This window comes from Variovorax sp. GW821-FHT09B01, from assembly GCF_059418345.1.
This window is the reverse complement of sequence record NZ_JBWKPQ010000001.1, coordinates 1094239-1120188: the sequence shown is the minus strand read 5'-3', so window position 1 is coordinate 1120188 and position 25950 is coordinate 1094239. Positions and strand designations below refer to the sequence as shown.

Here is a 25950-nt window from a genome sequence, read left to right as displayed (position 1 = left end):
CTAGCCGGGGTGTCGCGGGCCTGGCATCGCGCCGGGCCCGAGCGGCCGGCGGTGGCGCGATCCGCGCCGAGAATCCCCGCATGGACCTGCTCAAGACCTTCGCCCTCTTCGTCGCCACGGCCCTGGCCGAGATCGTGGGCTGCTACCTGCCCTATCTCTGGCTGCGCCAGGGCCATTCGGCCTGGCTGCTGCTGCCCGCGGCGGTCTCGCTGGCGCTGTTCGCCTGGCTGCTGACCCTGCACCCGACCGCGGCGGGCCGGGTGTACGCGGCCTACGGCGGGGTCTACATCGGCGTGGCGGTGCTGTGGCTCTGGGCGGTCGACAAGGTGCAGCCGAGCGTGACCGACTGGGTCGGCGTGGGGGTCAGCCTGCTCGGCATGTTCATCATCATGGCCGGGCCGCGGCTGGCGCGCTGACGACTGGCAGGGGCATCGGATCGGCTGTAGATTCGGCTTTCGCTATGTCGAGTGGAATATGGCGAAATCCTGTTTCGCGGATGGCGGTCATACGCCGAAGCGGATCGCGCCAGCCGGGACCGCCGCGCAGAATGCCGGCCTGTCGCCTGCTGATCACCGAGGAACCCCGATGAGCCTGGATGCCGTTGTGCCCGTGGAGCCGCGCCGCGCCGCGAGCGAAAGTCCGAATCCGCCGGCAAGCGCGCTGCTGCACGTGCTCGGCGGCGTGCCGCGGCCGGCCGCGTTCGCGCGCGAGGCGCTCGAGCGCATGGCGCGCCACGACCTCGGCCCGACCCAGGTGCTGTGCTATTCGGGCCGCGCCGTGGCGCAGGTCGACAGCTATGCGGGCGCGCGGCTGGTCGACGTGCTCGATGCCTGCGGCTTTTCCGAGCGGCCGCGCTCGGAGCTCAAGCGCTGCGTGGTGGTTGCGCTCGGCGACGACGGCTACCAGGCCATCTTCAGCTGGAACGAGCTTTACAACAGCCCCATCGGCGAGAAGGCGCTGGTCTTGTATGAGAAGAACGGTGGCCCGCTCGAGCCGCACCTGGGCGCGCTGTGCCTGATCTCGGCCAACGACGCGCGCCTCGGGCCGCGCCATCTGCGCGGGCTGTCGCAGATCGCCGTGAAGATGCCCTGAGCCCCGGCCTGGAGCCCGGTCGCCGGGAGCGTCGACAATAGGCCCCAAGATTCAGGACAGGAGCTCCCCCATGAAAAACGTCACCATCCCCCCCGGTATCGGCGTGCGCAACGACGGCCCCTTCGTGCTGTTCGGCGGCGTCAACGTGCTCGAGTCGAAGGACCTGGCGCTGCGCACCGCCGAGGAGTTCGTGCGCGTCACCGGCAAGCTCGGCATTCCCTACGTGTTCAAGGGAAGCTTCGACAAGGCCAACCGCTCGTCGATCCACTCGTACCGCGGCCCCGGCCTCGACGAGGGCCTGCGCATCCTGCAGGAGGTCAAGTCGGCCTTCGGCGTGCCGGTGCTGACCGACGTCCACGAGCCGGCCCAGGCCGCACCGGTGGCCGAGGTGGTCGACGTGCTGCAGCTGCCGGCCTTCCTCGCGCGCCAGACCGACCTGGTGGTGGCGCTCGCCAGGACCGGCCGCGTCATCAACATCAAGAAGCCGCAGTTCCTGAGCCCGAGCCAGATGTTCAACATCGTCGAGAAGTTCAGGGAAGCGGGCAACGACCAGATCATCCTGTGCGACCGCGGCACCTGCTTCGGCTACGACAACCTGGTGGTCGACATGCTGGGCTTCGGCGTGATGAAGAAGACCACGGGCGACCTGCCCGTGATCTTCGACGTGACCCATGCGCTGCAGCAGCGCGAGGCCGGCGCCGCCGCCTCGGGCGGCCGCCGCGAGCAGCTCGTGGACCTCGCGCGCGCCGGCATGGCGCTGGGCCTCGCGGGCCTGTTCATCGAGGCCCACCCCGATCCGGCCCAGGCCAAGTGCGACGGACCGAGCGCGCTGCCGCTGCACCAGCTCGAGCCCTTGATGGCACAGCTCAAGTCGCTCGACGATCTCGTGAAGTCGTTCCCCGTCCTGAAGATCTAGCTTTCTTCAGACCGTCATGCGGGGCTGCGAGCATCCCCGCATGTTCGGCCCTCTCATCTCCATCGCGCTGACGGTGGAACAGCACGACACGAGCGAGTACTACTGGGTGCTGCTCGAATCGTTCGACGGTTCGCCCGAGTACGAGCGCCTGCTCGAAGCCGCGGCGGGATTCCCCACCTACCTCGATGCGCTCCAGGCCGGCTTTGCCGTGCTCAAGGGCCTGTCGGAAGACCTCGCGGTCGGTCCGCGCGACGACCGGCGGGCGCGGTATTTCTAGCGCTCAGCGCCGGACGTAGCGCGTGGCCGTGAGCGCCTCGGAGACTCCCGAGGTCTTGTGGTCGACGTAGCCGCGCTCGCGCAGCACCTGCCGGATCGCGCTGTCGCCGATGGAGGCGCCGCGCCCCTTGGGATGGACGATTCAGAGTCCGGGGCAGGGCAGCGCGGCATGCGCCTCGAGCGTGGCCGCGAGCTCTGCGTCGCTGCGGACCACGGCCACGACCGAATGGGCGGCCGCCGCGTCGTCGGTGCGCGCGCCGCGCAGCGCTTCGGTCAGCGCCGCATCGTCGACGCGGCCGAGCACGAACGCGGGCTGCGCCGGTCCCACGCCGAGCTTGGACGCGAGCGAGGGCGGCGGCGTGGCGATCTTCGTGGCCCAGCGCTGGCTCTCGGTGTCGCCGAGCGCCAGCGCGACCGCTTCGCCGTTCGCCTCGAAGCGCAGCTCGCCGGCCGTGGCCTGCACCTGCGCCAAGGCCGCGATCGCATAGCGGCGCTTGATGGCGCCGCGCAGGATCAGCTCGGTCGATTCGAGCAGGGCCTTGACCTCCGCCGATTCGTCGCCGACGCGCGCCTGGCAGGTCGCTTCACGTCCCATGTTCTGTCTCCATCCTCGTCTCCTGCGGTGGTGGGCGACGCATTATCCGGATGCGGGCCCGGGAGGCTGTGGGCATTTTCGAGAGGACAATCGCGGGAGCTCCCCCGACACCACCCCACGACCATGCCCCGCCTCGACGACCCCCTCCACGACGCCGAAATCGGCTCCCGCGACAGCACGCTCGACACCACCCGGATCGACGACGTGCGCATCGGCGCCGTGCGCCCGCTCATGACCCCCGCGCTGCTGCAGGAGCGCGTGCCCGTGCGCGACAACACCCTGGCGCTGGTCGAGGGCGCCCGCGCCGCGATCGCCGACGTGCTGCACGGCCGCGACGACCGGCTGGTGGTGGTGGTCGGCCCGTGCTCGATCCATGACCACGACCAGGCCATCGAATACGCGCAGCGCCTCAAGAAGGTGGCCGATTCGCTGCAGGACGACCTGCTGATCGTGATGCGCGCCTACTTCGAGAAGCCGCGCACCACCGTGGGCTGGAAGGGCTACATCAACGACCCGCACCTCGACGGCAGCTTCGCCATCAACGAGGGCCTGGAGCGCGCGCGGCGCCTGCTGCTCGAGCTGACCACGCTGGGCCTGCCGACCGGCACCGAGTTCCTCGACCTGCTGAGCCCGCAGTTCATCGCCGACCTGATCGCCTGGGGCGCCATCGGCGCGCGCACCACCGAGAGCCAGAGCCACCGGCAACTGGCCTCGGGCCTGAGCTGCCCCGTCGGTTTCAAGAACGGCACCGACGGCAGCGTCAAGGTCGCGGCCGATGCCATCCTCGCGGCCCGCGCGCCGCATGCCTTCATGGGCATGACCAAGATGGGCATGGCGGCGATCTTCGAAACCCGCGGCAACGACGACTGCCACGTGATCCTGCGCGGCGGCAAGGCGCCCAACTATTCGGCCGCCGATGTCGAGTCCAGCTCCCAGGCGCTGCTGGCCAACGGCCTGCGGCCGCAGGTCATGATCGACGTCTCGCACGGCAACAGCAGCAAGCAGCACCAGCGCCAGATCGTGGTGGCCGAGGACGTCGCGGCACAGATCGCGGGCGGCGAGCGGCGCATCACCGGCCTCATGATCGAGAGCCATCTCGAGGAAGGGCGGCAGGACCTCCAGCCCGGCGCGGCGCTCAAGCACGGCGTGTCGATCACCGATGCCTGCATCGGCTTCGCGCAGACGGTGCCGGTGCTCGAGGGGCTGGCTTCGGCGGTGAAGGCGCGGCGGCGGTTGGCGAAGGGTTGAGGGGATCCGGGCGCGTTGCCTGTCTGCAGTCTCGTTCGCACCTTGCATCCAGAAAACCGCGGGAGGAACCGTGCGCTTCGTCTTCGTCTTTCTGCTCGTCCTGCTGGGCGCCTGTCACAGCGCGCCTCGGGTCGAAGCGAGAAACTTCGAACTGAACCTGGCCGAGAACTGGATCGATACCGAGGTGCGTGGCGAGGGCGTGTGGAGCTTCATCTCGAAGGAGCCGCTGGCGTCTCTGGTGATTTCCGAGCACCTGGTCTCCGTGCGCGAGGGGCAGATCTACGCGGTCGCGGCCGGCGTGGTCCGCGAGCGGAAAAAGCTCGAACGCCAGGTGAGGGGCGGCCGCACGATCCATTTTCTCGACGACTCCGTCCGGATGAACGAGGACGAGACATCGGCGGAAATCTCCTATCTCGGTCGCATCGAGGGGAGCGATGAATACATCCACTACATCGGGTATGTCTCCCGCTTCCGCATCCACGGTTTCTGGGTGTCGGTGGAGACGTCCGACCCGCAGGCCGCCACGGCCGTTCTTGCGACGGTGTTGAAAGGCTTGAAGAGCAAGCCGTCCTAGGCAGGGAGTGCCGCCTCGACCGGTCGAGGCGGCATGCCATGATCCGCCAGGAAGAAGGGGTGGCTTCATGGAATGTCTAGAGGGAATCCGGATGGATCGACGACAACTGCTCATCGGCATCGCCGCGCTGCCTGTCGCCGCGTGGGCGGCGCCGCAGGGGGAATACGCTTTCGTGGACGCGAAGTCGCTGGCGCGTGTCGGCGAACCGCGGCGCGTGAAGCTGGCCGAGTCGATCGCATGGTCCCGCTCGAGCAAGAACACCGAGTACGGCCTGCTCGCGGGGGACTACGCGTACCTCGCCGACTTCGACGGCGGACGGCTGTTCTTCGGCAGCGACGCGTCCACCTACATGCGATCGCCCCGTGGCGAATACTTGCTCGCGCCCGGCGGGCTGTGGCTCGGCAACGGAGCCGCGCGGTCGCGCTTCCTCATCGTTCAGCGCGCCGATACCTTGCGCCGGGGCTCGAGCCTGGCGGCGGTGCAGGAGGCCACGCCGGGTTCGCCATGGCTTCCGCCCGGCCTGGCGCTGCTCGATGCCCTGACGCAATGGGCCAGCGAGGGCGTGGTCATGCTGCTGCCCGAGATCGAGGACGCGAAGGTGGAGGCGTCGCTTCGCGCGGCCTTCGAGTCCTGACCTCACGCCGCATGCCTTCATGGGCATGACCAAGATAGACGCGAGCAGCCGATATGCTCGCTCTTCTTTCTAGGGGAGTGATGGATGGGAGAAACCTGCCGCGTCTACGGCTATCTGGCCGAAGCAATGAATCCGGAAAGCGGTGGCGTGCCCTGGGAGGATCAGGTCGTCGCGATTCGGAGGTACAACGAAGCAGTCATCGAAAGTCTGCCTGCGCAGGACGACTGGCCCCCGTTGAGTCGCGGGATGTTCTCATTTCCTCCGGTGACAGATTTCATGGTTGCCTATGGGGGAAGGATGATCCATTTCGCGGCCGGGTTGAAGAAGGCCGACCATGAAGTCGATCGGTGGCTCGACAAGTTCGAACGCCTGATACATCGCTTGTACTGTGATCGCGTACGACTCCATATCGAGTTCGCCTGGAGCAACGCGCGCACCATGTCTTGGGACCAGAAGCGCAGATCCGTCTATGTGTTCGATGAAAACTCGCCACCTGCAATCGAATGGGAATTCAATACGTCAATGACGCCCAGCGAGCTCGAGATGCGGTGGCCGAATGGATACTCCCGCATGCAGAAGGAGTACTCGATAGGGTACGAACGAGCGAATACCTTGTTGCCTCTGATTGCATTCCTGGTCGTCGATCTTGGCCCGCAGCGGATTGAAGCAATGAAAGCCATCCGGTCCGTCTTCCATCTCAAGTATTCTGAAATCAAGGAATCGCCTTCGACGGCACCTCTCGTCGTTCGACCCCTCTTCGATCGGTTGAGCCCAGGTTTTCCGGATTCCCTGCTCCAGCTCCTGCTCAGGCTGAAGCAGTTGGGAGCATCTGCGAAGGTCTATCAACTGCCCGACGGCAAACGAGCGGATCGCTATCAGACCTTTCACGAGCTGCCTGTCGACCGCATTCAGGAGCTCATCCAGGACTCGAAAGTGCGCCAGGGAGGTCGCTGATATGGAACCTCGCAATCGCTCGATCCCGGCGGAGTGGCCCTTCGACCAACCCCGGAACTGCGCGACGATCTTCTCGAAGAGCGTCCTGGACCGGAGCCGTCCGATCCTGCGGGTTTCGCACGGCGACGATGACCACGGATGGCAGTTCCTGGACGGTGTGAGCGAAGCGATCGAGGACGTGGCGCTGGCGGGGCTCGGCCATGTCCTCGACATCGATCCGTCGATCGTCGAACTCGCCGACCTCGAACCCGGCTTTCAGGCCACGCGCGAGCGGCCCGGCGCGAACTGGGTCATCGAGAAGACGCCGCCGGACGAGGGCTGAGCCTTCGGCGGCGCTGCCTGGCTACCCGGCCAGTTCGACCGCGTCGGCGCGCTTGCCACCGGCCGGCGCGCCCTTCGAGAACGCATGGCTGCCAAGCCCCCGTGCGGTGACGAGGTGCGCGGCCCCGCCCTGCCCATTCACATCGACCAGGAACTCCGAGCTGAGCACCGGCGCGCCGCAGAAATCGAAGATGCCGTGGTCGATCTGCGTGCGCATCGCCTTGTCGTAGCCGTGCCGCGCATAGGTGCCGCCGTCCGCGCCGCCGATGCCGATCAGGTGGATCGGGAGGTGGCCGAGCCGCTTGCCGAGCGAGCCGTCGGGCCGCTCGTCGTAGGCCCAGCCGTTGGAGAACACGCGGTCGATCCAGCCCTTGAGCTGGCCCGGAAACGACCACCAGTAGACGGGATAGACGAGCACCAGCGCGTCGGCGCGGTCGATGCGTTGCTGCTCGCGCAGCACGTCGGCCGGCAGCGGCGCCTGCAGCAGGTAGGCGGTGGCGTCGGCCTGGCTGAAGGCCGGCTGGAAACCCTCCGCGGCGAGGTCGGCGATCTCGGTGCTGTGGTCGCCGGAGGCCTCGACGCCCTCGGCGAACGAGCGCGCGACGGCGTGCGTGAGCGACTGCGGGGAGGGATGGCTGACGACGATGAGGGCATGCATGGGGGTGGTTCCTTTGAAGCTGGGTGTAAACTACCTTTAGTAGTCTACGCTTCGTAGGTTACCTTTGGTAGTTTAAGGATGTCAAGCAACCCGACGAAACCGGCCGTGCAAGTCGCGGCGAAGAAGCGCCTGCCCAAGGAGGAACGCAACCGCCAGCTGCTGGACGTGGCGTGGTCCATCGTGCGCGGCGAAGGCACCGACGCGCTCACGCTGGGCTACCTGGCCGAGCGCGCGGGCGTGACCAAGCCCGTGGTCTACGACCATTTCGGCACGCGCACCGGGCTGCTCGGCGTGCTCTACGAGGAGTACGACGGCCGGCAGCACGCGCTGATGGACGAGGCCCTGCGGGTGGCGGCCCGGTCGCTGCCGGCCGTGGCCAAGGTGATCGCCGCCACCTACCTCAACTGCGTGATGGAGATGGGCCGCGAGATGCCGGGCGTGAGCGCCGCGCTGGCCGGCTCGCCCGAGCTCGATGCGCTGAAGAAGGAGCACGAGGCGTTGTTCCTCGCCAAGTGCCGCGATGCGCTGCAGCCCTTTGCCAAGCAGCCGCTCGCGCTGGCGGGCATGCGCGCGATGCTGGGGACGGCGGAGGCCGTGTCGTTCGCGGCGGCCGCGGGCGAGATCGAGCCGGCGGATGCGGAGCACGAGATCTACGACGCCATCGTGCGGATCGCGCGCAGGACCTGAGCCGCTCGCGCCGGCGCCCGCTCAGTCCTCTTCGAACACCGACGAGGCCTCGAGCCAGAAGCCCCCGATCATCCCGACCGTGAGGGCCCCGATGGCGCACCACAGGCTCAGGAAGGTGTGGATGTTGTAGTGCCCGGGACGTTGCGCCAGCGCGGCCGACAGCTCGGGCTCGACGATTCCGCCGAGGCCGCGCGCGGCCGCGAAGTCGAAGCCGGCGGCGCCGAGGAAATGGACCGCCACCAGCAGCGGCAGCATCGTGATGAACGGCAGCCAGGCACCGCGCACCTTGCGCCACGCCAGCAGGTAGGCGGCCAACAGCAGCACCGCGCCCACCACGATCGTGCCCAGCACCACGGGGCGTCGGGTCAGCGGCAGCAGCCAGGGCCAGAGCCACTGCAGCGGATAGAGCGGCCATTCCGCGTTCGGCGCCAGCCCGCCCGGCCGCGCGAAGGCCTGCCAGCCCAGCGCGAGCGTGGCGCGCCCCACCAGCGCCGAGGCACAGGCCACCGCCGCGATGCCGAGGCAGGCGATGCGCAGCGGCGAGCTGCGCGGTTGCGGCCACACATGCGGGGGCAGGGCGGGCATCGGCGGATCGCCCACGCGCCATGAGCGCGTCGTGATGATCACCGAGGCACGCGGGGTGGCCAGCTCGCCGCGCACCAGCCAGTCGGTCGCCAGCACCGCGAGCGCGAAGGCCATCGCGGCCGTGAGCCAGGCGCAGGCACCGGGCATCTCGACGAAGCCGAACGGCGTGAGCATCGGCAGCTCGCCATAGACGAGCCCGGCGCAGCCGTAGGCCAGCATGATCGGAACGCAGAAGATCAGGGCCGCGCGCGTCAGCAGCACGTCGCTGCGGGCCGGCTCGTCGCGCAGTGACTGGAGGCGCGACCATGCGCGGGTCAGGCTCATCGATCCCATCTTCGTCGGAGTGGTCGGGGCCTCGGCCGAGGCCCCTTTGGCGTCGACGTTAGCACGCCGCTTCGCCGTGCCCGGCCCTGAATCTAGGAGCACCCCGAGCTCGGCAGCTTGCGCACGATCAGCCGCGCCGCATCCACCGTCGTATCGCTGCGCAAGGCGCTGCCGAATGCCAAGAGGTAAGCAGTGATGGCGGCCTCCACCGCTTCGCCAGGACGGCACGCCGGGAGGTCCATGCGGCTGCAGAAATCCGCTGCTGCGTTCGGCATCGGGTTGTCGCGAACCATGTCCGACACATGGCTCAGGGCGAAGCGCGGCAGCGCCTGGGTCAAGGTCAACCAGCGTCGCACCACCTCGATCCGCGCGACGCGCTCGTAGGCCTCGTGGTCGGCGGGCGTCAGTTGCTCGAAGAACCGCGGGGCCAGCGTTTCGCCGGCCTGGGACACGGCGCGGAGCAAGGGCTCGTCCGCGGGTGTTTCGGCAGGCACGAGGCTGATGTTGCGCAGGCGCGCGGCTGCGCCGGGAGCCAGCGTCTCCAGCGTCGCGTCGACTTCCGCCCGCAGGCCCTGCGCGTCGGCCAGTCGCCCCACCCGTGCCAGCGGCCAGCCCCAGTAGCGCCCGGAGTTGACCTCGACGATCGCGTCGCTCGCCTTGACCAGCGCGACCTCGACTTCGTGCAGCGCCAGGCCCCGTTGAATCTGCGCCGAGCCGCGCACGGCGTCCCAGGACGCGAGCTCGTCGGCATTGAACACGTGCGTCGCCAGGACCGGCAGCACGTTCCGCAGCGCCACCGAGTAGGGTTCGGGCGGCAGGTCGGTGTGACCCTCGCCTGTCATCCAGTGGAAGACCTCGGTGCTGGCCGTGACCATCGCGGGCGCGGGTCGTTCGGGAAAGCGGGGATCGAACGCGGTGCAGCGTCCCAGCAGCAGCGTGCGTCGCGCATTCTCGTGCGCGACCAGCCAGACATCGATGCCGAGCGCGATGTTCTCGATCCAGGCGGCAGACCCGGCGAGGCCATGAGGCACCTGCACGGACAGGGCCTGTGCGCGCGAAGCACCGGGCAGCAGCGCGCCTGCGAGCAGCAGCATCGCCAAGGCCTTGCGAACGGGCGCCCGCACGATCGAGCGGCGCGCCGTGGCGCCGGCCGATGACAGGGTGGCGTGCTTCTTCATCTGTTTGGGGGGGCGCGCATGACGACGCGCGTTCGTTCGGGGGGCGTCATGGCGAACGGCAATGCTCGCCAGCGACGGATCACGGCGACACGATATCGCAAGCAGCGACGCAGCCGCCGGCCTGGCGCTTCATGAAATTTTCATGACAAAGCGCAGTCCGCCCCGCCCCGGACCGTCTTGTCTTCGAGGCCAGCCCCATCCGCGCGCCTCGACCCTGTTCGTCGGCGCATCGTGCGGCTGGGCCCACCTTGCTCCTGAAAGACCGCCATGACCGTTTCGTCCGCCAGACCCTCGCCGCGTGCCGCCGGAGCGAGCACGCGGACGTGGCGCTTCTGCGCGGCATTGGCCGTCGCGCTCGCGGGGCTCGCGTTCGGCGGGCCGTTGCAGGCGGCGATGCCATGGCCGAGCTCGGGGCTCGCGGAGCTGGTCAAGAGCTACGGGCCGGCCGTGGTCCACATCGGCGTGGAGCGGCCTTCGGCGCCGGCGCGCCGCCTCAGCGACCGCTGGCTGCTGCTGGTGCCCGGCGCGCAGCCGCAGCCCGCGGAGACCGACCAGGCCAGCCTGGGCACGGGCTTTCTCATCAGCGCCGACGGGCTGATCCTGACCAACGCACACGTGGTGGCGCGCGGCACGCAGATCACGGTGAAGCTGCCGGACCGGCGCGAGTTCCGCGCGCGCCTGGTCGGGCTCGACGCGGTGGCCGACGTGGCCTTGCTCAAGATCGATGCGAGCGGCCTGCCCACGGTGCGCATCGGCGAGCCCTCGAGCGTGGAGCCGGGCGACGGCGTGGTGGCGATCGGTTCGCCCTACGGCTTCGGCAACTCGGTGACGGCCGGCATCGTGAGCGCGAAGGGGCGCCTGCTGCCGGGCGCGGAGTACATGCAGTTCCTGCAGACCGACGTGCCGATCAACCCCGGCAATTCGGGCGGGCCGCTGTTCAATCTGCGCGGCGAGGTGATCGGGATCAATTCGCGCATCTACAGCCGCAGCGGCGGTTACCAGGGCCTCTCGTTCGCGATTCCGATCGACGCGGCCATGCGCATCAAGGACCAGCTGCTGGCCACCGGCAAGGTCACGCGCGGGCGCATCGGCGTGTCGGTGCAGGAGGTGGGGCAGGCGCTGGCCGACACCTTCCGCCTGCCGCGCCCGGCCGGCGCGCTGGTGAACTACGTGGAGCCGCGCGGCGCGGCCGAGACCGGCGGGCTGAGGCCGGGCGACGTGATCCTGGCGGTGCAGGGCCGCGAGGTGGTGCAGGCGGCCGATGCGCTGGGCTTCATCGCCGAACAGACGCCGGGCGACAGCGTGCGCCTGATGGTGTGGCGCGATCGCACGGAGCAGGTGCTCGAGGTGCGCGTCGACGGCTTCGAGACGCCGCCGCTGGCCACCGGCGCCGCGAGCGCGCCGTCGCGGCTGGGCTTCGCGGTGCGCCCGCTGGCACCGGCCGAGCGGCAACTGCTGCGCGTGGAGGGCGGCCTGCTGGTGCAGCGCGTGAACGCGGCGGCCTCGCGCGCGGGGGTGCAGCCGGGCGACCTGATCCTCGCGCTCAACGGCCAGCCCATCGACAGCGCCGAGGCGCTGGCGCAGCAGCTCGACACGGCCGACGGCACGGCGGCGCTGCTGGTGCAGCGCGCGGGCACGCGCATCTTCGTGCCGATCTGCACCCGCGCGGGCGAGCCGCGCTGCGGGTGAGCGGGAAGGGCGGGAAGGGCGGGAAGGGCGGCGCTGCGTGAAATTTTCGTGACAAACAACAGGTGCGCGGCGCCTCGACCGTTCTGGCACAGAGCCTTCACGACCGCCCGCCCATGACCGAGCCCCAGCCCCTCCCGTTCGCGCTTTTCCGCCAGCCCGCGCCCGGCTGCCTTCGCGCGCGGGCGGCATGGTGAGCGGCATCCGCGCGTGCCGCGGGCGCGGCGCTGTCACCCGAAGGTCATCCCGCCTGCCTAGCATCCGCCGCGCAACTCCTCACGGTGGACCCTTCGCAGATGCACACGCTCGCCGGCGCGCCCGGGCCGCTCCGCCGCGCACGGCCAGCCCCTGCCTTTCACGCCCGCCGTCTTCTGCTCGCGTGCTGGCTGGCCGTCATGGGCCTGTGCGTGGCCGCGGGCGCGGCGCGGGCCGAGGCCGTGCCAACGCTGTTCGACCTGCCGGGCGGTCCGCTCAAGGACGCGCTGGCGCGCTACGACGCGGCGACGCGCATGTCGGTGTTCTTCCCGTCCGAGCTGGTCGAGGGCCGCAGCGCCGCGCCGGTGCGCGGCCGCATGGCGCCCGAGCAGGCGCTGCATCGGCTGCTCGAAGGCAGCGGGCTGGTCGCGCGGCTGGTCGCGCCCGAGGCCTTCGTGCTGCAACCCGCGGGGCCGGACGACGCCGTGCCGCCCGAGCCCGTGCCGGCCGTTGCCGTCGAGCGCGGCTACGAGCAACTGCTGGAGTCGCGGCTGCTGCGCGCGCTGTGCGAGCGCGGCGACCTCGCGCTCGGCAGCTACCGCCTGGCGCTGCGCGTGCAGGTCGACGCCGGTGGCCGTGCCGCCCAGGTGCGGCTGCTCGACAGCACCGGCGACCGGGTACGCGACGGCACCATCGTCGAGACGCTGCGCGGTGTCGATGTGGGGCAGGCGCCGGCCGATCCGGCGCGGCCCTTCGTGCTGCTGCTGCGTGCGCGCACGGCCGACGCGGCGCCGGTGTGCCCGGGCACCGGCCGGACCGCGGCGCCATGAGCGCCGCCACGGGCCTGGCATGAGCGCCAACAGCCTCGGGGCGCTGCGCGAGCTGCTGACCCAGCGCTACGACGAGTTCAAGCGTCGCCTGACCTGGCGCCTGGGCTCGGTCGAGCTGGCGAGCGATGCGCTGCACGACACCTGGGTGCGGCTCGACGAGCGCAAGGAATCGTCGGGCCCGCTGGCCAATCCGGCGGCCTACCTGATGCGCATGGCGGTCAACGTCGCGCTCGACCGCATCGAGCGCGACGGGCGCTACATGAGCGCCGACGACATGGGCGCGCTGATGGACGAGCTGGTCGATCCGGCCCCCGGCCCCGACGAGGTGGCCGCGGCGCGCGACGAGATCGAGGCGCTGGTGCGGGTCATCGACGGCATGCCGCCGCGCCGGCGCGCGATCTTTCTCGCGGTGCGCGTGGACGAGCTGTCCAACCAGGCCGCGGCGGCCCGCTTCGGCGTGTCGGCGCGGCTGATCGGCCTGGAGCTCAAGCGTGCGCACGAGCATTGCATGGCGCACGGGAACAGGGAAAAAAAATGAAAAGCGTGCCGATTCCGTTCGCGCCGGCGGTCTAGTGGGTGAAGCCTTGCCGAACATGACACATCCCGGATCGATGCCCCCGCGCGAAACGACCGACGCCATCGAGCGCCAGGCGATCGCCTGGATGAGCCAGGTCGCGGCCGGTCGCATGACGCAGGCCGACGGCGCGGCGATGCGGCGCTGGTGCGAGGCCGACCCCGCGCACCGTGCCGCGCTGGCCGCGGCGCGCCGCCAGTGGACGCTGTTGGGTGCCGCGGGGCAACTGGTGGCCGCTCGCGCGCCGTCCGCGTCGCAGCCGTCGACGACCCCGCGCGCGCAGCGCGAACCGCGCTTTGCCCCGGGCCGGCGCGCGCTGTTCGGCGGCGCGCTGGGCTTCACGGCCGTGGCCGCCGCGGCCATGGTGCATCCGCCGCTGGGCCTGTGGCCTTCGCTGGGCGAGCTGCGCGCCGACCACCGCACGGGCATCGGCGAGCGCCGCAAGGTGACGCTGGCCGAGGGCGTGACGGTCGAACTCAACACGCGCTCGGGCATCGTGGTGCGCGAAGGCCGCGTGCCGCTGCAGGAGATCGAGCTGATCGCCGGCGAGGCGGCCATCGAGGTGCGGGACGCGCGCATCCGCACCGTGGTCGAAGCGGGGGCGGGCCGGCTCACGGCCCGGCCCGGACCGCTGGGCCCGCATGCGCTGTTCGCGCTGCGGCGCCAGGGCGCGCGCGTGGTCGTGGTCTGCCTCGAGGGCCGGCTCGAGGTGGCGCATGCCGCGGGCGGCGTGCTGCTCGAGGCGCACCAGCAGCTGGACTGGAACGAGCGCGCGCACGGGCCGGTCGCGACGCTCGCGGGCGCGGAGCTCGCGCGGCGCGTGGCCTGGCGCGAGGGCTACCTGCGCTTCGTCGACACGCCGCTGGGCGAAGTGATCGACGAGATCAACCGCTACCGCCCCGGCCAGGTCGTGCTGCTCGACGGGCAGCTGGCGGCGCGCCAGATGACGGGGCGCTTCCAGATCGGCGGGCTGGACCTGGCCATCGTGCAGATGAAGCAGTCGCTGGGCCTGAAGGTGCGTTCGCTGCCCGGCGGCGTGGTGCTGCTGGGCTGAAGCGGCGACGCGACGAGGGCCCGCCGCGCTGTCACGAAAGCTTCAAAAGAAAAGCTTGCCGATCGCGCGCTGCCCGGCGGTCTAGTCAAGGAGCGCTGTCGACCTGGAGGTCGCGGCGCGCAGGACTCGAACTGCGGCATTCACCTGACTGGATCGGCATCACATGAACACGCGTATTTCTCTCGGCGGCCAGCGTGCGGGCGCTCCCACTTTCTCGCTGCGGTTGAAGCCGCTGGCGCATGCGCTCGCGGCGATGCTCGCCGCGGGCGGCGTCATGCAGGGCGCGCACGCGCAGCGGGCCTTCGGGCCGGCCTGGTTCGCCAGCAAGAACGTGGCGCAGAGCATGGCTGCGGCCACGGGACGCATGCCCGACGGCACGCCCGCCGCGTCGCTGACGAACCCGCTCGCGCTGCAGCAGCGCGACAACGCCCAGCTGCGGCGCTCGATGGACAACCTGAACCTGGCCGCGCGCGGCATCGCGGCGCAGCAGGCGGCCCAGGACGCGGCGCGCCAGGCGGCGCTCGACGGCGGCTCGGACATTCCCGAGGGCCTGGCCGATGGCGGCCTGAAGGTCGACACGAACAGCCTCACGGCCGGCTGGCTCAACGCGCGCGCACCGGTGCAGACCGTGGCGAGCGGACGCACCGTGGTCGGCATCGAGCAGACCGACGAGAAGGCGATATTGAACTGGGAGAGCTTCAACGTCGGCCGCAACACCACGGTGCAGTTCGACCAGAAGGGTGGAGCAAAGCCCGACGGCAGCAATGCATGGATCGCGCTGAACCGCATCAACGACCCGAGCGGCCGGCCGAGCCGGATCGCGGGCCAGATCAAGGCCGACGGGTCGGTCTACCTGATCAACCGCAACGGCATCGTCTTCACCGGCTCGAGCCAGGTCAACACGCGCACGCTGGTGGCCTCGAGCCTCGCGCTGTCGGACAAGCAGTTCAACCTCGGCATCAACAACGCGCAGGTGTTCAAGGACGCCACGGGCCAGGCCAACGACTTCGCGATCCCGCAGTTCGGCGCCTTCGCCTCGGCCGCGCCCGACATCTACGGCAGCTACGTGCCCGGCAACGGCACGGCGCCCGACCGGCTCGGCGGCGTCGACCGCTTCGACCCGGGCGCGGCGCCCGGCGCGGTGCAGGTGCAGGCCGGCGCTCGGCTCGAGGTGGCGAGCGGCGGCAAGGTGATGCTGTTCGCGCCCAAGGTCCACAACGCCGGGCGCATCTCGGCGCCCGACGGACAGGTGATCCTCGCGGCCGGCGAGAACGTCTTCCTCAACACGGTCCGGAACACCACCGCCAACGGCACCATCGACGCCAACGCCATCCGCGGCCTCGACGTGGCCGCCGCGGCCGCGCCGGGCTGGGCCATGCCGTGGGCCTTCGTGAGCAGCGCCATCCGCACCGGCACCGATCCGTTCAACCCCGGCTTCGTCGAGGCCATCGCCCAGCACGTGCTGCCCGAGATGGCCGCGCGCGCCGAGGCGGTCGGCTACGACGTGACCAACAGCGGTATCGTGCAGTCCGAACGCGGCAACATCACGCTGCAGGCGCGCGACGTGCACCAGAACGGCGTGGCGCTGGCGACCACCGCGCTCAACAACCGCAGCGGCTCGATCCTGCTGCGCGCCTGGGGCCAGGGCACGCACATCTACGTCAACGACGACCCCAGCAACATCCTGCTGAGCTGGCAGGCCGGCACGCTGACGCTGGGCCAGGGCAGTGTCACGCGCATCCTGCCCGATGCCTCCGACACCAGCGAGATCGAGACCACCGCGCTGGCCACGCGCTACAAGCCGGGCGCCATCGGGCTGTACGGCCGGCTGATCGACGTGCAGGCCGGCGCGGGCGTGCTCGTGCCCTCGGGCACGATCAGCGTGGAGTCGGCTGCCAACCCGCTGCCGACCCAACTGCCGGGCTACCGGCCCGACAGCCTGGGCGACGGCAGCCGCATCTACATCGACAGCGGCGCCTACCTGAGCGTGGCCGGCCTGCAGGGCGCGGCGGTGCCGATGGCGCGCAACTTCATCGAGGCCGAGCTGCGCATCAACGAGCTGCGCGACTCGCCGCTGCTGCTGAACGCATGGGTGCGCGGCAAGAAGGTGATCGTCGACCGCCGCGCCAGCGGCGTGTTCGAGGACGGCCCGATGGCCGGCGTGCTGTGGGTCAAGGACGCGGCGGGCAACTACCTGCCCGGCAGCTGGGCCGGTACGCCACTGGGCGACGTGACCGGCTGGGTCGGCGTGGGCATGACCGACCTGAACGAGCTGTCGACGGACGCCGGCCGCATCACGATGCGCGCGGGCGGCTCGGTCATCACCCGCGCGGGCTCGCTGCTCGACGTGTCGGGCGGCTCGGTGCGCTACACCGACGGCCTCAACACCGCCACCAAGCTCATGGGCGCCGACGGCCGGGTCTACACCATGGACCGCGCGCTGCCCGACGGCAGCTACACCGGCATCGCCGGGCGCTACACCGACGGCCATGCGCGCTGGGGCGTGTCCGACAGCTGGAGCAGCGCGGTGATCGGGCGCGACAGCGTCGAGGCCGGCTACACCGAGGGCCGCAAGGCCGGCGCGGTGCAGATCTTCGCGGGCAGCGCGATGGTGCTGGAAGGCGACTACGCGGGCGGCGTGGTGGTGGGCGACCGGCAGCAGAAGCAGCCGACGAAGAACGCGGGCGGCGAACTGCAACTCGGTGGCGGCAGCGTCGAGGACCGACCGTGGTCGCCCAACCGCATCGTGATCGCCCGCGACCCGCACCGGCTCGAGGCCGCCTTCCAGGCCGGCTCGACGCTGGACAGCGCCTACGAGGCCCAGCCCGACCCCGAGGCCGCCAACCAGGCGATCGGCAAGGTCACCTTTTTGTCGGACGAGGTGCTCAGCCGCTCGGGCATGGGCCGCATCGTGCTCAACATCTCGGGCGACTACGGCTTCGTGCTGGAGTCCGGCGCCTCGCTCGACCTGTCGCCGGGCGCCACCTTCATCGCCAGCGGCGGCGACCGCTCGACCAATCCGATGCGCATCGACGGCGCCATCCGCGCGCCGGGCGGCAGCATCGTGCTCGGCACCATGGACGGCCCGCTGACCCTGGGCGCCGAGGCCCGGCTCGACGTCGGTGGCCAGTGGATCAACGCCTGGCGCGACGGCATGGCGCCCGCGCGCTGGGCCATGGATGGCGGCGCCATCGCGCTGCAGGTGGGCGAGCTGCGGGTCGACCCGGCCGCGGTGCTCGACGTGTCGGGCGGCGGCCGCGTCGACCGCGCGAAGAACGGCCTGCCGGGGCTGCGCGTGGGCAATGCCGGCTCGCTCACGCTGAGCGGGCTGACGGACAAGACCGACCTGTCGACCTTCGACATCCGCGCCTATGCCGCGGGCTCGGCCGGACGGCTGGTGCTCGAAACCAAGGCCAATGTGCAGATCGGCGGCACGGCGCCCGTGCCGGTCGAACCTGTTGAACCCGCCGAGCCCGACGCCCCGGCGGCACCGGGCGTGCTGGTGCTTCCCGCCACGCTGTACGCCGACCGCGGCTTCGGCGACGTCACGGTGCGGGTGACCGCCGCAGAGGGCGGTCGCATCGCCGTGCCGCAGGACATCGGCGTGTCGCAGTCCGTGAAGGGCATCGACCTGAGCGCCTTCGGCTACCGCGAGCTGGCGACCGGCGCGCGGCTGGCCAGCCTGGCACCTGTGGGCGAGCTGCGGCTCGAGGAACGTCTGCAGCGCGCACCCGCCTCGCTGAGGCTCGCGGTCGACAGCGGCTCGATCGACGTCGGCGCCGGTGCCGTGCTGCGCACCGACGTCGGCGGCGCGCTCACGCTGTCCGCCGTGGCGGGCGCGCTCACGGTGAGCGGCACGCTGGAGGCGCCCGCGGGGCGCATCGAACTCAACGGCAAGTCGATCGCGCTGGCCTCGGGCGCGCAGCTGCTGGCGCGCGGCGTGCCGGTGATCCGGCCCGATGCGCGCGGCTGGCGCACGGGCGAAGTGCTGCCGGGCGGCGACATCGTGCTGAGCAACGGCGTGACGGGCGCGGCCCTGGCGCTGGACCCGGGCGCGCGCATCGACGTCTCGGGCGCCAGCGGCGAGTTCGACGAGCCGACCTACCGGCGCTTCGGCGGCGCCGAGGTGCGCAGCGTGGTGCGCGACAGCGACGGCGGCAGCATCCGCCTGTTCGGTGCCGGCGTGGTGGGCTCGACGATGGTCGGCAAGGCCGGTGGCCCCACGGCCGTGGGCGGCTCGCTGTCGATCGTCGATGCCGGCGGCGAATCGGGCGGCGACCCGGTCGTGCTGCCGGGGCGCTCCTACTACTGGCGCGACCCCGTGACGGGCGCGATCAAGAGCTCGGCCTCCTACGCCAGCATTCCCGACCTCGACCTGTTCGACGAGTACGGCACCGAGCCGCTCAAGCTGACGGCCGCGATGCGCCTCGCGATCCTGGGCCTCAAGACCCAGGTGCAGACGGGCATGGAGGTGGTGGTGGACCTCGATGCGCCCGGCTCGGGCGGCATGAAGAATCCGTCCGAGGTGAACCCCGCCATCAGCGCCGCGGTGGTCAGCCTGCTCAACCGCTACTTCTATTCCGACGCGGCGGCCAGCAAGCACATCGTGATTCCCGATATCCAGGTCGCGCCGACCATCCGCATCGCGGCCGGCTCGCTGGGCGCGGGTGGCTTCGACACGGTCTCGCTGCAGTCGGGCACGATCACGCTGGGCAACGGCGTGGACCTCGGCGTGCGCGGCGCGCTCAACCTCATGGGCACGCTGACCAACGGCGCCACGGGCGGCAGCGCCCGGCTGTCGGCACCGCGCATCACGCTCGAAGCGCGCGCGCCCTACACCGCCGCGCAGTGGACCGACGCGGCAAAGCTGGGCGGGCAACTGACGCTCGAGGCCCGCCTGCTCGAGGTGGGGCGCGACGCGCTGGATGGCGCGGCGGGCACGCGCATCGCGGGCTTCGCGAACACGCTGCTGCAGGCCGACGAGATCCGCCTCGGCGCCGCGGTGCCGAGCCAGATCAACACCACGGACAGCCTGCGCGTGGGCCTCGACGTCGACGGCCAACTGGTGCTGCGGGCCGGCCAGGTCTACCCGGCCACGGCCACCACGGCGGTCATCCGCGCGGGCCAGTCGATCGCCATCGAGCGCCTGGGCGACGCGGGCGCGCCCGCGCTCTCGGCCGGCGGCACGCTGCGGCTGGAGGCGCCGGTGATCGACCAGAACGGCGTGCTGCGCGCGCCCTTCGGCGCCATCGCGCTCGAAGCCAGCGAGCGCCTGACCCTGGGCACCGACAGCCTGACCTCGGTGTCGGGCCGGGGCCTGGTGGTGCCCTACGGCACGCTGTCCAACGACGAGCACTGGCAGGACCCGACGCAGCGGCTGAACACCGCGCTGCCCTCCGACAGCGCGCTGGTCGCGCCGCCCGAGAAGCGCATCGCGATGAAGGCGCCCAACGTCGATCTCGCCAAGGGGGCGGTGGTCGACATCGCCGGCGGCGGCGACCTGTACGCCTGGGAGTTCGTGCCGGGCCCCGGCGGCTCGCACGACGTGCTGGCCACGCCGGGCATGTACGCGGTGCTGCCGGGCTACGGCAGCACCCCGCCGCCCAGCGGCACGGCGGCCGGCGAGCGCGTGTGGCTCGCGGGCGGCGGCGGCCTGGCCGCCGGCTGGTACACGCTGCTGCCCGCGCGCTACGCCATGCTGCCCGGCGCCTTCGCCGTGCAGACCACGGGCACGCCGTGGGCCGGCCCGGTGGCGGCCGGCGCGGTGGCGCCCGACGGCAGCATCCTCATGCAGGGCAAGGGCGGCAACGCGCTCGGCGGCAGGCAGGACAGCGTGGCCTCCGCATGGCGCGTGATGTCGGGCGCCACGCTGCGCCAGTACACCGAATACAACGAGGCCTTCGCCAACGACTTCTTCGCGTCCGACGCCTTCAAGCTGACGCAGTACCGCCTGAGCGGGCAGGACGTCGTCACGCCGCGGCTGCCGCGCGACGGCGGCGCGGTGGTGTTCGACGCCACGCAGCGCCTGACGCTGGACGGCACGCTGCGCTCGGCGCCCGACGCCGGCGGGCGCGGCGGGCTGGTCGACATCGCGGGCAGCCGCATCGCCATCGTCGGCGCGGCGCAGGACGCGGGCACGCTGCGCGCCGACGGCTACCTGGTGATCGACGCGGCCAGCCTGTCGGGCTTCGGCGCCGGCAGCCTGCTGGTGGGCGGCACGCGCACCGGCGACCCGCTGGGCACGCGCGTCGACGTGACAGCCACCGACATCGTGCTGCGCAACGGCGCGGACTCGGCGCTGACAGGCCCCGAGATCATCCTGGCGGCCACCGACCGGGTGGCGATCGACGCCGGCAGCGTGCTGCGAGCGGTTGGCAATGCCGGCAGCGGCACCAGCGACCTCGTGATGACGCCGCGGCAGGCCGCGGTCTACGACACCAAGGGCACGCCGGGCGTGGGCGACGACGTGCTGCTGACGCCCTCGCGCGACTGGGGCGCGCTGGTGCGCGTGGCCAACGGCGAGGCCATCGCGGTGCGGCGCGAGAACGTCGACATCGGCACCGGCGGGCTGGTCGGCATCGGCGCGGGGGCCGTGCTCGAGGGCGGCGCGGCGCTGCTGATCGATGCCACGCGCACCACCGAGCTCGCGAGCTCGGCGCGCATCGCCGGGCGCGCGCTGTCGGTGTCCTCGGGCCGCGTCGGCTTCGGCGGCGGCACCGAGGGGCTGGTGCTCGACGCCGCGGCGCTGGCGCAACTGGCCAACTCCGAGCGCCTCACGCTGCGCAGCTATTCGAACTTCGACTTCTACCGTTCCGTCGACCTGGGCGCGTCGGGGCTGCGCGCCCTGACGCTCGACGGCGCGGGCTTCGCGGGCCATGGCAACGGCGACATCGTCATCCGCGGCGATGCGATCGCGCTGGTCAATACCCTGGGTGCCGCCACGGCGGGCGGCACGGGCGGCGGCAGCTTCACGCTCGACGCCGGCACGCTGACCCTGGGCGCGGGCCAGAAGACCGTCTCGGGCTTCGCCGACGTGACGCTGGCGGGGCGCGGCCAGATCGTGGCCGAGGGCACGGGCGGCATCGACGTCGGCGCCAGCGCGCTCACCCTGCGCACGCCGCTGCTCACCGGGCGCGGCGGCGCGGCGCAATCGATCGTCACCACTGGCGCGCTGCGGGCACTGGACGGCGAGGGCGCGCCGGACGACCGCTCCGCGCAGGGCCTGCAGGCCAGCCTGGGCTCGCGCCTGAGCCTCAGCGGCGGCAGCGTGCGCTTCGCCACCCGCGCGGTGGCGCTCGGCGGCAGCGTCGACATGACGGCCACGGCCGGCGACGTGGTGCTGGCCGAGGGCGCGCGGGTCGACGTGGGCGGCTTCGCGAAGCAGTTCTTCGACATGGCGGAATATGCGGACGCGGGCCGCATCGGACTGTCGGCCGTGGGCGGCGACGTGCGCCTGGAGACCGGCAGCCGCCTCGACCTCGCGGCGCATGCCGCCGGCGGCAGCGCCGGCACGCTGACGCTGGCCGCCTCGGGCGGCGGCACCGTCGTGCTCGACGGCGCCATCGCCGCGCAGGCCGGCACGGGCGGCCATGCGGGCGCGTTCTCGCTCGACATCGCCGCGCTGCCCGATTTCGCGGGCTTCAGCCAGCGCCTGAACGAGGCCGGCTTCAACCGCTCGCGCCAGTTCCGCATCCGCCAGGGCGACGTGGTGCTCGCGGGCACGACCACGGTGGAGGACTTCGGCCTCACCACCGACCAGGGCCGCATCGACATCGTCGGCACGGTCGACGCGCGTGCCGCCTACGGGGGCGCGATCCGCATCACCGGCGGCAACGGCGTGGCGATGCAGCAGGGCGCGCGCCTGCTCGCGGGCGCCACCACCGAGTTGGGCAGCGGTCGGGTCACGCTCGAGGCCGCGGGCGGGCAGCTCGACCTGCGCGGCGGCGCGATCGACGTGGCTGGCGGCGACGCCGGCGCGGTGCGGCTGCGTGCGCAACGCAACGCCGCCAACACCGACCTGGCCGTGACCCGGCTGGCGCTCGAGGTGACCGGTGCGCGCTCGAGCGTGCTCGAAGGCGTGCGCAGCTACGACAGCGACCGCGTCGATGCCGTCAAGGCCGAGGCCGTCGCCGATGCCAATGCCTTCGCGGCCGGCGCCGACGCCGTGCGCGCGCGCCTGGGCACCGGCATGGCCGTGATGCCCGGCATCGAGATCCGCAGCGCGGGCGACCTCGTGCTCGGCAGCGACTGGAACCTGATGAGCGACTTCGCCGGCGCGCGCGAAGGCAGCCTCACGCTGCGCGCGGGCGGCAACCTGATCGTCGGCGGCCACCTGAGCGACGGCTTCGACCGGGCCGACCGCAGCGGCGTGCTGCAGGCACCGGCCTCGTGGAACCTGCGCCTGGTCGCGGGCGGCGACCTCGACTCGGCCAACGGGCTCGCGCTCAAGCCGCTGGCGGCGCTGGCCGCGGGGCAGGGCAACATCGTGGTGGGCAGCGCCAACACCAGCACCGACCCGGCCGTCGACAACGGCGCGGGCAAGCTGATCCGCACCGGCAGCGGCGACATCGAGGTGCGCGCCGGGCGCGACCTGACGCTGGCGCACAAGGACTCGGTGATCTACACCGCGGGCCGCAAGGACACCACGGCCTGGAGCGACTTCACCACCGCCCGCGCCGACGCGAGCTACGGCGTGGGCGGCGGCAACCTCGACATCGACGCGCACGGCAGCATCAGCGCGCAGCTGTCGGGCCAGCGCTTCACCCAGTGGCTCAACCGGCAGGGCAACCTCGACCGCAACCTGGCGTTCGGCCAATACAGCCTGGAGAACGGCTACGTCGACGGCCAGCCGGTTCCGATCATGGAGCGCGCGCAGCAGTCGAGTTGGTGGATCAACTACGGCGAGTTCCAGCAGGGCGTGGCCGCCTTCGGCGGCGGCAACGTCAAGGTGCGCGCGGGCGGCGACCTCGGCAACCTGGTGGTCGCGCTGACCAGCAACATGCGCATGCGCGGCGGCCGCACGCCGGGCGATGCGATGCGGATGGAGGTGCGCAACGGCGGCGCGATGACGGTGGACGCCGGCGGCGCCATCCGCGGCGGCCAGTACTACGTGGCGCGCGGCGCGGGCGAGATCACGGCCGGCGAGACCGCGGTCGGCTTCGACGTGACGGTCGCCAGGTCGGGCGCGCAGACCCAGGTGTTCCCGATCGCGCCGGTGCTCGCGCTCGGCGATGCGACGCTGAGCCTGCGCACCGCCGGCGACCTGCGCCTGCAGTCGGTGATCGATCCGCTGCTGGTGCGCTATGGCGACGGCTACGTGCCCGACAGCCCCAGTGGCCGGATGCGCGACTACGGTGCCTACATGAGCGGCTACACCGAGCGCAGCGCGCTCAGCCTGGCCTCGGCCGGCGGCGACGTGACGCTGGTCAACCAGGCCGTGTTCGCCTTCCGCGACCTGGTGCTGACCGATGCGACCACGCCCGCGGACGGCCTGGTCGGCATGGGTGCCAACCGCTACCCGGCATCGACGCACGCGGTGGCGATGAACGGCTCGCTCGATCTGCAGGGCCCGATGTACGTGATGCCCGGCAGCAGCAACGACGTGCGCCTGATGGCGCAGAAGGACGTGCGCTTCGACAACCGCAACTTCAGCGCGCTGATGGCCGTGGGGCGGGCCGAGTTCAACAGCACCTACCAGAACGAGCCGTACGCCGAGGTGGTGATGGCGCGCGCCACGCCCGCCACCATCCCGACGGCCTTCGCGCCGCTGGGCGGCCTGTACGGCGTGCAGATGGAGGCGCTGCTGCGCAACGACATCGGCGCCTACTTCCAGGGCACCCGGCAGGACTTCTATCAGAAGGAGGGCAACCCCGATCGCCTGGCGCTGGCGGGCGACTACGAGCCCAGCCGCATCTACGCGGCCGGCGGCTCGATCCTGGGCGCCGACGTGATGGCCAGCGAGCAGACCTGGCTGCGCGCCGGCACCGACATCCGCGGCGTGCGCCTGAGCGCGCGCAACGTGCATGCGAGCGACACCACCCTGCTGGAGGCCGGCAACGACATCCTGGCGATGACCTATGTGCGCACGCCCTATGCCTTCACCGACAACACCGGCAACGTGTCGGTGCAGGGCGCCGGCGCGCTGGTGCTGTCGGCCGGGCGCGACGTGTATGCCGACGACCTGAAGATCCAGACCCTGGGCAACCAGCGCTACGACGGCGCCAACCGCCCGGCCTTGCTGACGCAGGTCAACGGCCTGCCCGAGCAGGGCGCTTCGATCACCGTGATGGCGGGCATGAACCGGCCCGCGGCCTACGAGGCATTCAGCGCCGCCTACCTCGATCCGTCGAAGGTGGCGTCCATGCCCGAGTACCTGAAGGTGCGCGGCGACGACGGCAGCGTGCTGCCGCTGTACCTGAGCGACCTGGCCGAGACCCGTGCCGGCGGCCAGCAGAAGGTGGTGCGGCGCGGCCTGGTGTCGTACATGCTCGACATGACCGGCGAGAAGCTCGCGCCGCTCGAGGCCTGGGCCCGCTTCCAGGCCCTGCCCGAACTCGCGCGCCAGCAGTTCCTGCGCCAGGTCTACCTGCTCGAGCTGCGCGAGGCGGGCCGCGACCAGAACGAGCCCGGCGTGGAAGGCCTGCCGCGCAACGGCGGCTACAACCGCGGCTACGCGGCCATCGCCACGCTGTTCCCGGGCAGCGACTGGCAGGGCAACGTGGCGGCCAACAAGCTGATGCTGCGCACCATGGCCGGCGGCGACATCGACGTGCTCACGCCCGGCGGCGGGCTGCAGGTGGCGGCGCTGGGCGCCACCGTGCCCGACGGCTACGGCCTGGTCACGCTGGCCTCGGGCCACATCGGCATCTTCGCGAAGGACGACGTCACGGTGAACCGCTCGCGCATCCTGTCCTTCGTACCCGCGGCGACCGACCGCGGCAGCGACCAGATCCTCTGGTCGAGCGTGGGCGACATCGATGCCGGCAAGGGCTCGAAGACCGTGCGCGTGCCCTCGGCCGCCGAGGTCGTCACCGACCTCGACGGCGTGACCGTGGTGCGCGAGAAGTCCGACATGAGCGGCAGCGGCATCGGCACCGTGGGCGACGGCGACGTCGACCTGGTGGCACCGAAGGGCACGGTCAACGCCGGCGACGCCGGCGTGCGCGTGGCGGGCAACCTCAACATCGCGGCGCTGCAGGTGCTCAATGCCGACAACATCCAGGTCAAGGGCGAGTCCAGGGGCCTGCCGGTGGTCGTGGCCGTGAACATCGGCGCGCTCACGAGCGCGAGCGCCGCGGCGTCGCAGGCCGCCATGGCCGCGCAGGACGTGGTGCAGCGCGAGCGCGCCGCCGGCCGCCAGGCCCTGCCCTCGGTCTTCACCGTGCGGGTGCTCGGCTTCGGCAACGAGCCCCTGCCCGCGAACGAAGCCCCGCGGCGCGACGACAAGGCGGCCGGCGACGGCGGCCGCGGTGCCTTGCAGGTGGTCGGGCAGATGGCGCTGGACGCCGCTCAGCTGGACCAGCTGACGCCGGTCGAGCGGCGCAACCTGATGCGGCGCTGAGATGCGACG

General features: G+C 71.6%; 19 protein-coding genes. 15 read left to right on the top strand and 4 right to left on the bottom strand.

From position 1 onward, the window contains the following. Positions 1-80 precede the first annotated feature (80 nt). The 4 genes from AC07RV_RS04810 (at position 81) to AC07RV_RS04795 (ending at position 2285) form a co-directional block, all read left to right on the top strand. Positions 81-416, top strand: a complete 336-nt coding sequence (locus AC07RV_RS04810; RefSeq protein ID WP_057591221.1) for a YnfA family protein — start codon at positions 81-83, stop codon at positions 414-416. 169 nt (positions 417-585) lie between these two features. Continuing rightward, entirely contained in the window at positions 586-1092 is a 507-nt protein-coding gene (locus tag AC07RV_RS04805; protein ID WP_296785807.1) for a hypothetical protein, read from the top strand. A gap of 70 nt (positions 1093-1162) precedes the next feature. Then, on the top strand, positions 1163-2008 hold the full coding sequence (kdsA, locus tag AC07RV_RS04800; RefSeq protein ID WP_296785804.1) for a 3-deoxy-8-phosphooctulonate synthase: 846 nt from the start codon (positions 1163-1165) through the stop codon (positions 2006-2008). Positions 2009-2048: 40 nt separating this feature from the next. Next, positions 2049-2285, top strand: a complete 237-nt coding sequence (locus AC07RV_RS04795; protein WP_093352645.1) for a hypothetical protein — start codon at positions 2049-2051, stop codon at positions 2283-2285. A 141-nt stretch (positions 2286-2426) separates the two neighbouring features. On the opposite strand, the gene AC07RV_RS04790 is transcribed toward AC07RV_RS04795, so the two are convergent. Continuing rightward, complete coding sequence (locus tag AC07RV_RS04790) at positions 2427-2879, bottom strand: hypothetical protein (RefSeq protein WP_296785799.1); 453 nt, start codon at positions 2877-2879, stop codon at positions 2427-2429. Between the two features lie 123 nt (positions 2880-3002). Between AC07RV_RS04790 and AC07RV_RS04785 the strand changes: the two genes are divergently transcribed. The 5 genes from AC07RV_RS04785 (at position 3003) to AC07RV_RS04765 (ending at position 6611) form a co-directional block, all read left to right on the top strand. Further along, positions 3003-4127: a 3-deoxy-7-phosphoheptulonate synthase gene (locus AC07RV_RS04785; RefSeq protein ID WP_296785796.1), complete on the top strand. Its 1125-nt coding sequence runs from the start codon at positions 3003-3005 to the stop codon at positions 4125-4127. A 70-nt stretch (positions 4128-4197) separates the two neighbouring features. Beyond that, positions 4198-4701 carry a hypothetical protein gene (locus tag AC07RV_RS04780; RefSeq protein WP_296785792.1) on the top strand — a complete coding sequence of 168 codons (504 nt, stop codon included), beginning with the start codon at positions 4198-4200 and terminating at the stop codon, positions 4699-4701. A 67-nt stretch (positions 4702-4768) separates the two neighbouring features. Continuing rightward, positions 4769-5335 carry a hypothetical protein gene (locus AC07RV_RS04775; protein ID WP_444814000.1) on the top strand — a complete coding sequence of 189 codons (567 nt, stop codon included), beginning with the start codon at positions 4769-4771 and terminating at the stop codon, positions 5333-5335. A gap of 84 nt (positions 5336-5419) precedes the next feature. Continuing rightward, positions 5420-6289: a hypothetical protein gene (locus AC07RV_RS04770; protein WP_296785787.1), complete on the top strand. Its 870-nt coding sequence runs from the start codon at positions 5420-5422 to the stop codon at positions 6287-6289. A gap of 1 nt (position 6290) precedes the next feature. Next, positions 6291-6611 (top strand): hypothetical protein, encoded by a 321-nt coding sequence (locus AC07RV_RS04765; protein ID WP_296785785.1) that lies wholly within the window; start codon positions 6291-6293, stop codon positions 6609-6611. Between the two features lie 21 nt (positions 6612-6632). On the opposite strand, the gene AC07RV_RS04760 is transcribed toward AC07RV_RS04765, so the two are convergent. Beyond that, the gene (locus AC07RV_RS04760) at positions 6633-7268 is read right to left on the bottom strand and encodes an NAD(P)H-dependent oxidoreductase (RefSeq protein ID WP_296785782.1); all 636 of its coding nucleotides are present in this window, start codon (positions 7266-7268) and stop codon (positions 6633-6635) included. A gap of 78 nt (positions 7269-7346) precedes the next feature. Between AC07RV_RS04760 and AC07RV_RS04755 the strand changes: the two genes are divergently transcribed. Further along, complete coding sequence (locus AC07RV_RS04755; protein WP_296785780.1) at positions 7347-7955, top strand: TetR/AcrR family transcriptional regulator; 609 nt, start codon at positions 7347-7349, stop codon at positions 7953-7955. A 21-nt stretch (positions 7956-7976) separates the two neighbouring features. On the opposite strand, the gene AC07RV_RS04750 is transcribed toward AC07RV_RS04755, so the two are convergent. Together AC07RV_RS04750 and AC07RV_RS04745 are read right to left on the bottom strand one after the other, a co-directional pair. Further along, positions 7977-8864, bottom strand: coding sequence for a hypothetical protein (locus AC07RV_RS04750; protein WP_296785777.1), 888 nt, complete (start codon positions 8862-8864; stop codon positions 7977-7979). A 92-nt stretch (positions 8865-8956) separates the two neighbouring features. Continuing rightward, entirely contained in the window at positions 8957-10042 is a 1086-nt protein-coding gene (locus tag AC07RV_RS04745) for a hypothetical protein (protein WP_296785774.1), read from the bottom strand. A gap of 267 nt (positions 10043-10309) precedes the next feature. Between AC07RV_RS04745 and AC07RV_RS04740 the strand changes: the two genes are divergently transcribed. From AC07RV_RS04740 to AC07RV_RS04720, 5 genes are all read left to right on the top strand, one after another. Next, positions 10310-11731, top strand: coding sequence for a trypsin-like peptidase domain-containing protein (locus tag AC07RV_RS04740; protein ID WP_256222928.1), 1422 nt, complete (start codon positions 10310-10312; stop codon positions 11729-11731). 392 nt (positions 11732-12123) lie between these two features. After that, complete coding sequence (locus tag AC07RV_RS04735; protein WP_296785769.1) at positions 12124-12753, top strand: STN domain-containing protein; 630 nt, start codon at positions 12124-12126, stop codon at positions 12751-12753. A 19-nt stretch (positions 12754-12772) separates the two neighbouring features. Further along, entirely contained in the window at positions 12773-13291 is a 519-nt protein-coding gene (locus AC07RV_RS04730) for an RNA polymerase sigma factor (RefSeq protein ID WP_296785766.1), read from the top strand. A gap of 73 nt (positions 13292-13364) precedes the next feature. Continuing rightward, the gene (locus AC07RV_RS04725) at positions 13365-14381 is read left to right on the top strand and encodes a FecR family protein (RefSeq protein ID WP_444852459.1); all 1017 of its coding nucleotides are present in this window, start codon (positions 13365-13367) and stop codon (positions 14379-14381) included. Positions 14382-14544: 163 nt separating this feature from the next. Beyond that, positions 14545-25941 carry a filamentous hemagglutinin family protein gene (locus tag AC07RV_RS04720; protein WP_296785760.1) on the top strand — a complete coding sequence of 3799 codons (11397 nt, stop codon included), beginning with the start codon at positions 14545-14547 and terminating at the stop codon, positions 25939-25941. Positions 25942-25950 lie beyond the last annotated feature (9 nt).

Bases quoted from the DNA above. Each gene is read 5' to 3' on its own strand.
- AC07RV_RS04740 (WP_256222928.1), top strand. From the start codon at position 10,310: ATGACCGTTTCGTCCGCCAGACCCTCGCCGCGTGCCGCCGGAGCGAGC.
- AC07RV_RS04790 (WP_296785799.1), bottom strand. From the start codon at position 2,879: ATGGGACGTGAAGCGACCTGCCAGGCGCGCGTCGGCGACGAATCGGCG.
- AC07RV_RS04770 (WP_296785787.1), top strand. From the start codon at position 5,420: ATGGGAGAAACCTGCCGCGTCTACGGCTATCTGGCCGAAGCAATGAAT.
- AC07RV_RS04795 (WP_093352645.1), top strand. From the start codon at position 2,049: ATGTTCGGCCCTCTCATCTCCATCGCGCTGACGGTGGAACAGCACGAC.
- AC07RV_RS04765 (WP_296785785.1), top strand. From the start codon at position 6,291: ATGGAACCTCGCAATCGCTCGATCCCGGCGGAGTGGCCCTTCGACCAA.
- AC07RV_RS04735 (WP_296785769.1), top strand. From the start codon at position 12,124: ATGGGCCTGTGCGTGGCCGCGGGCGCGGCGCGGGCCGAGGCCGTGCCA.
- AC07RV_RS04755 (WP_296785780.1), top strand. From the start codon at position 7,347: ATGTCAAGCAACCCGACGAAACCGGCCGTGCAAGTCGCGGCGAAGAAG.
- AC07RV_RS04750 (WP_296785777.1), bottom strand. From the start codon at position 8,864: ATGAGCCTGACCCGCGCATGGTCGCGCCTCCAGTCACTGCGCGACGAG.
- kdsA (WP_296785804.1), top strand. From the start codon at position 1,163: ATGAAAAACGTCACCATCCCCCCCGGTATCGGCGTGCGCAACGACGGC.
- AC07RV_RS04745 (WP_296785774.1), bottom strand. From the start codon at position 10,042: ATGAAGAAGCACGCCACCCTGTCATCGGCCGGCGCCACGGCGCGCCGC.
- AC07RV_RS04810 (WP_057591221.1), top strand. From the start codon at position 81: ATGGACCTGCTCAAGACCTTCGCCCTCTTCGTCGCCACGGCCCTGGCC.
- AC07RV_RS04720 (WP_296785760.1), top strand. From the start codon at position 14,545: ATGAACACGCGTATTTCTCTCGGCGGCCAGCGTGCGGGCGCTCCCACT.
- AC07RV_RS04775 (WP_444814000.1), top strand. From the start codon at position 4,769: ATGGAATGTCTAGAGGGAATCCGGATGGATCGACGACAACTGCTCATC.
- AC07RV_RS04725 (WP_444852459.1), top strand. From the start codon at position 13,365: ATGCCCCCGCGCGAAACGACCGACGCCATCGAGCGCCAGGCGATCGCC.
- AC07RV_RS04730 (WP_296785766.1), top strand. From the start codon at position 12,773: ATGAGCGCCAACAGCCTCGGGGCGCTGCGCGAGCTGCTGACCCAGCGC.
- AC07RV_RS04760 (WP_296785782.1), bottom strand. From the start codon at position 7,268: ATGCATGCCCTCATCGTCGTCAGCCATCCCTCCCCGCAGTCGCTCACG.
- AC07RV_RS04785 (WP_296785796.1), top strand. From the start codon at position 3,003: ATGCCCCGCCTCGACGACCCCCTCCACGACGCCGAAATCGGCTCCCGC.
- AC07RV_RS04805 (WP_296785807.1), top strand. From the start codon at position 586: ATGAGCCTGGATGCCGTTGTGCCCGTGGAGCCGCGCCGCGCCGCGAGC.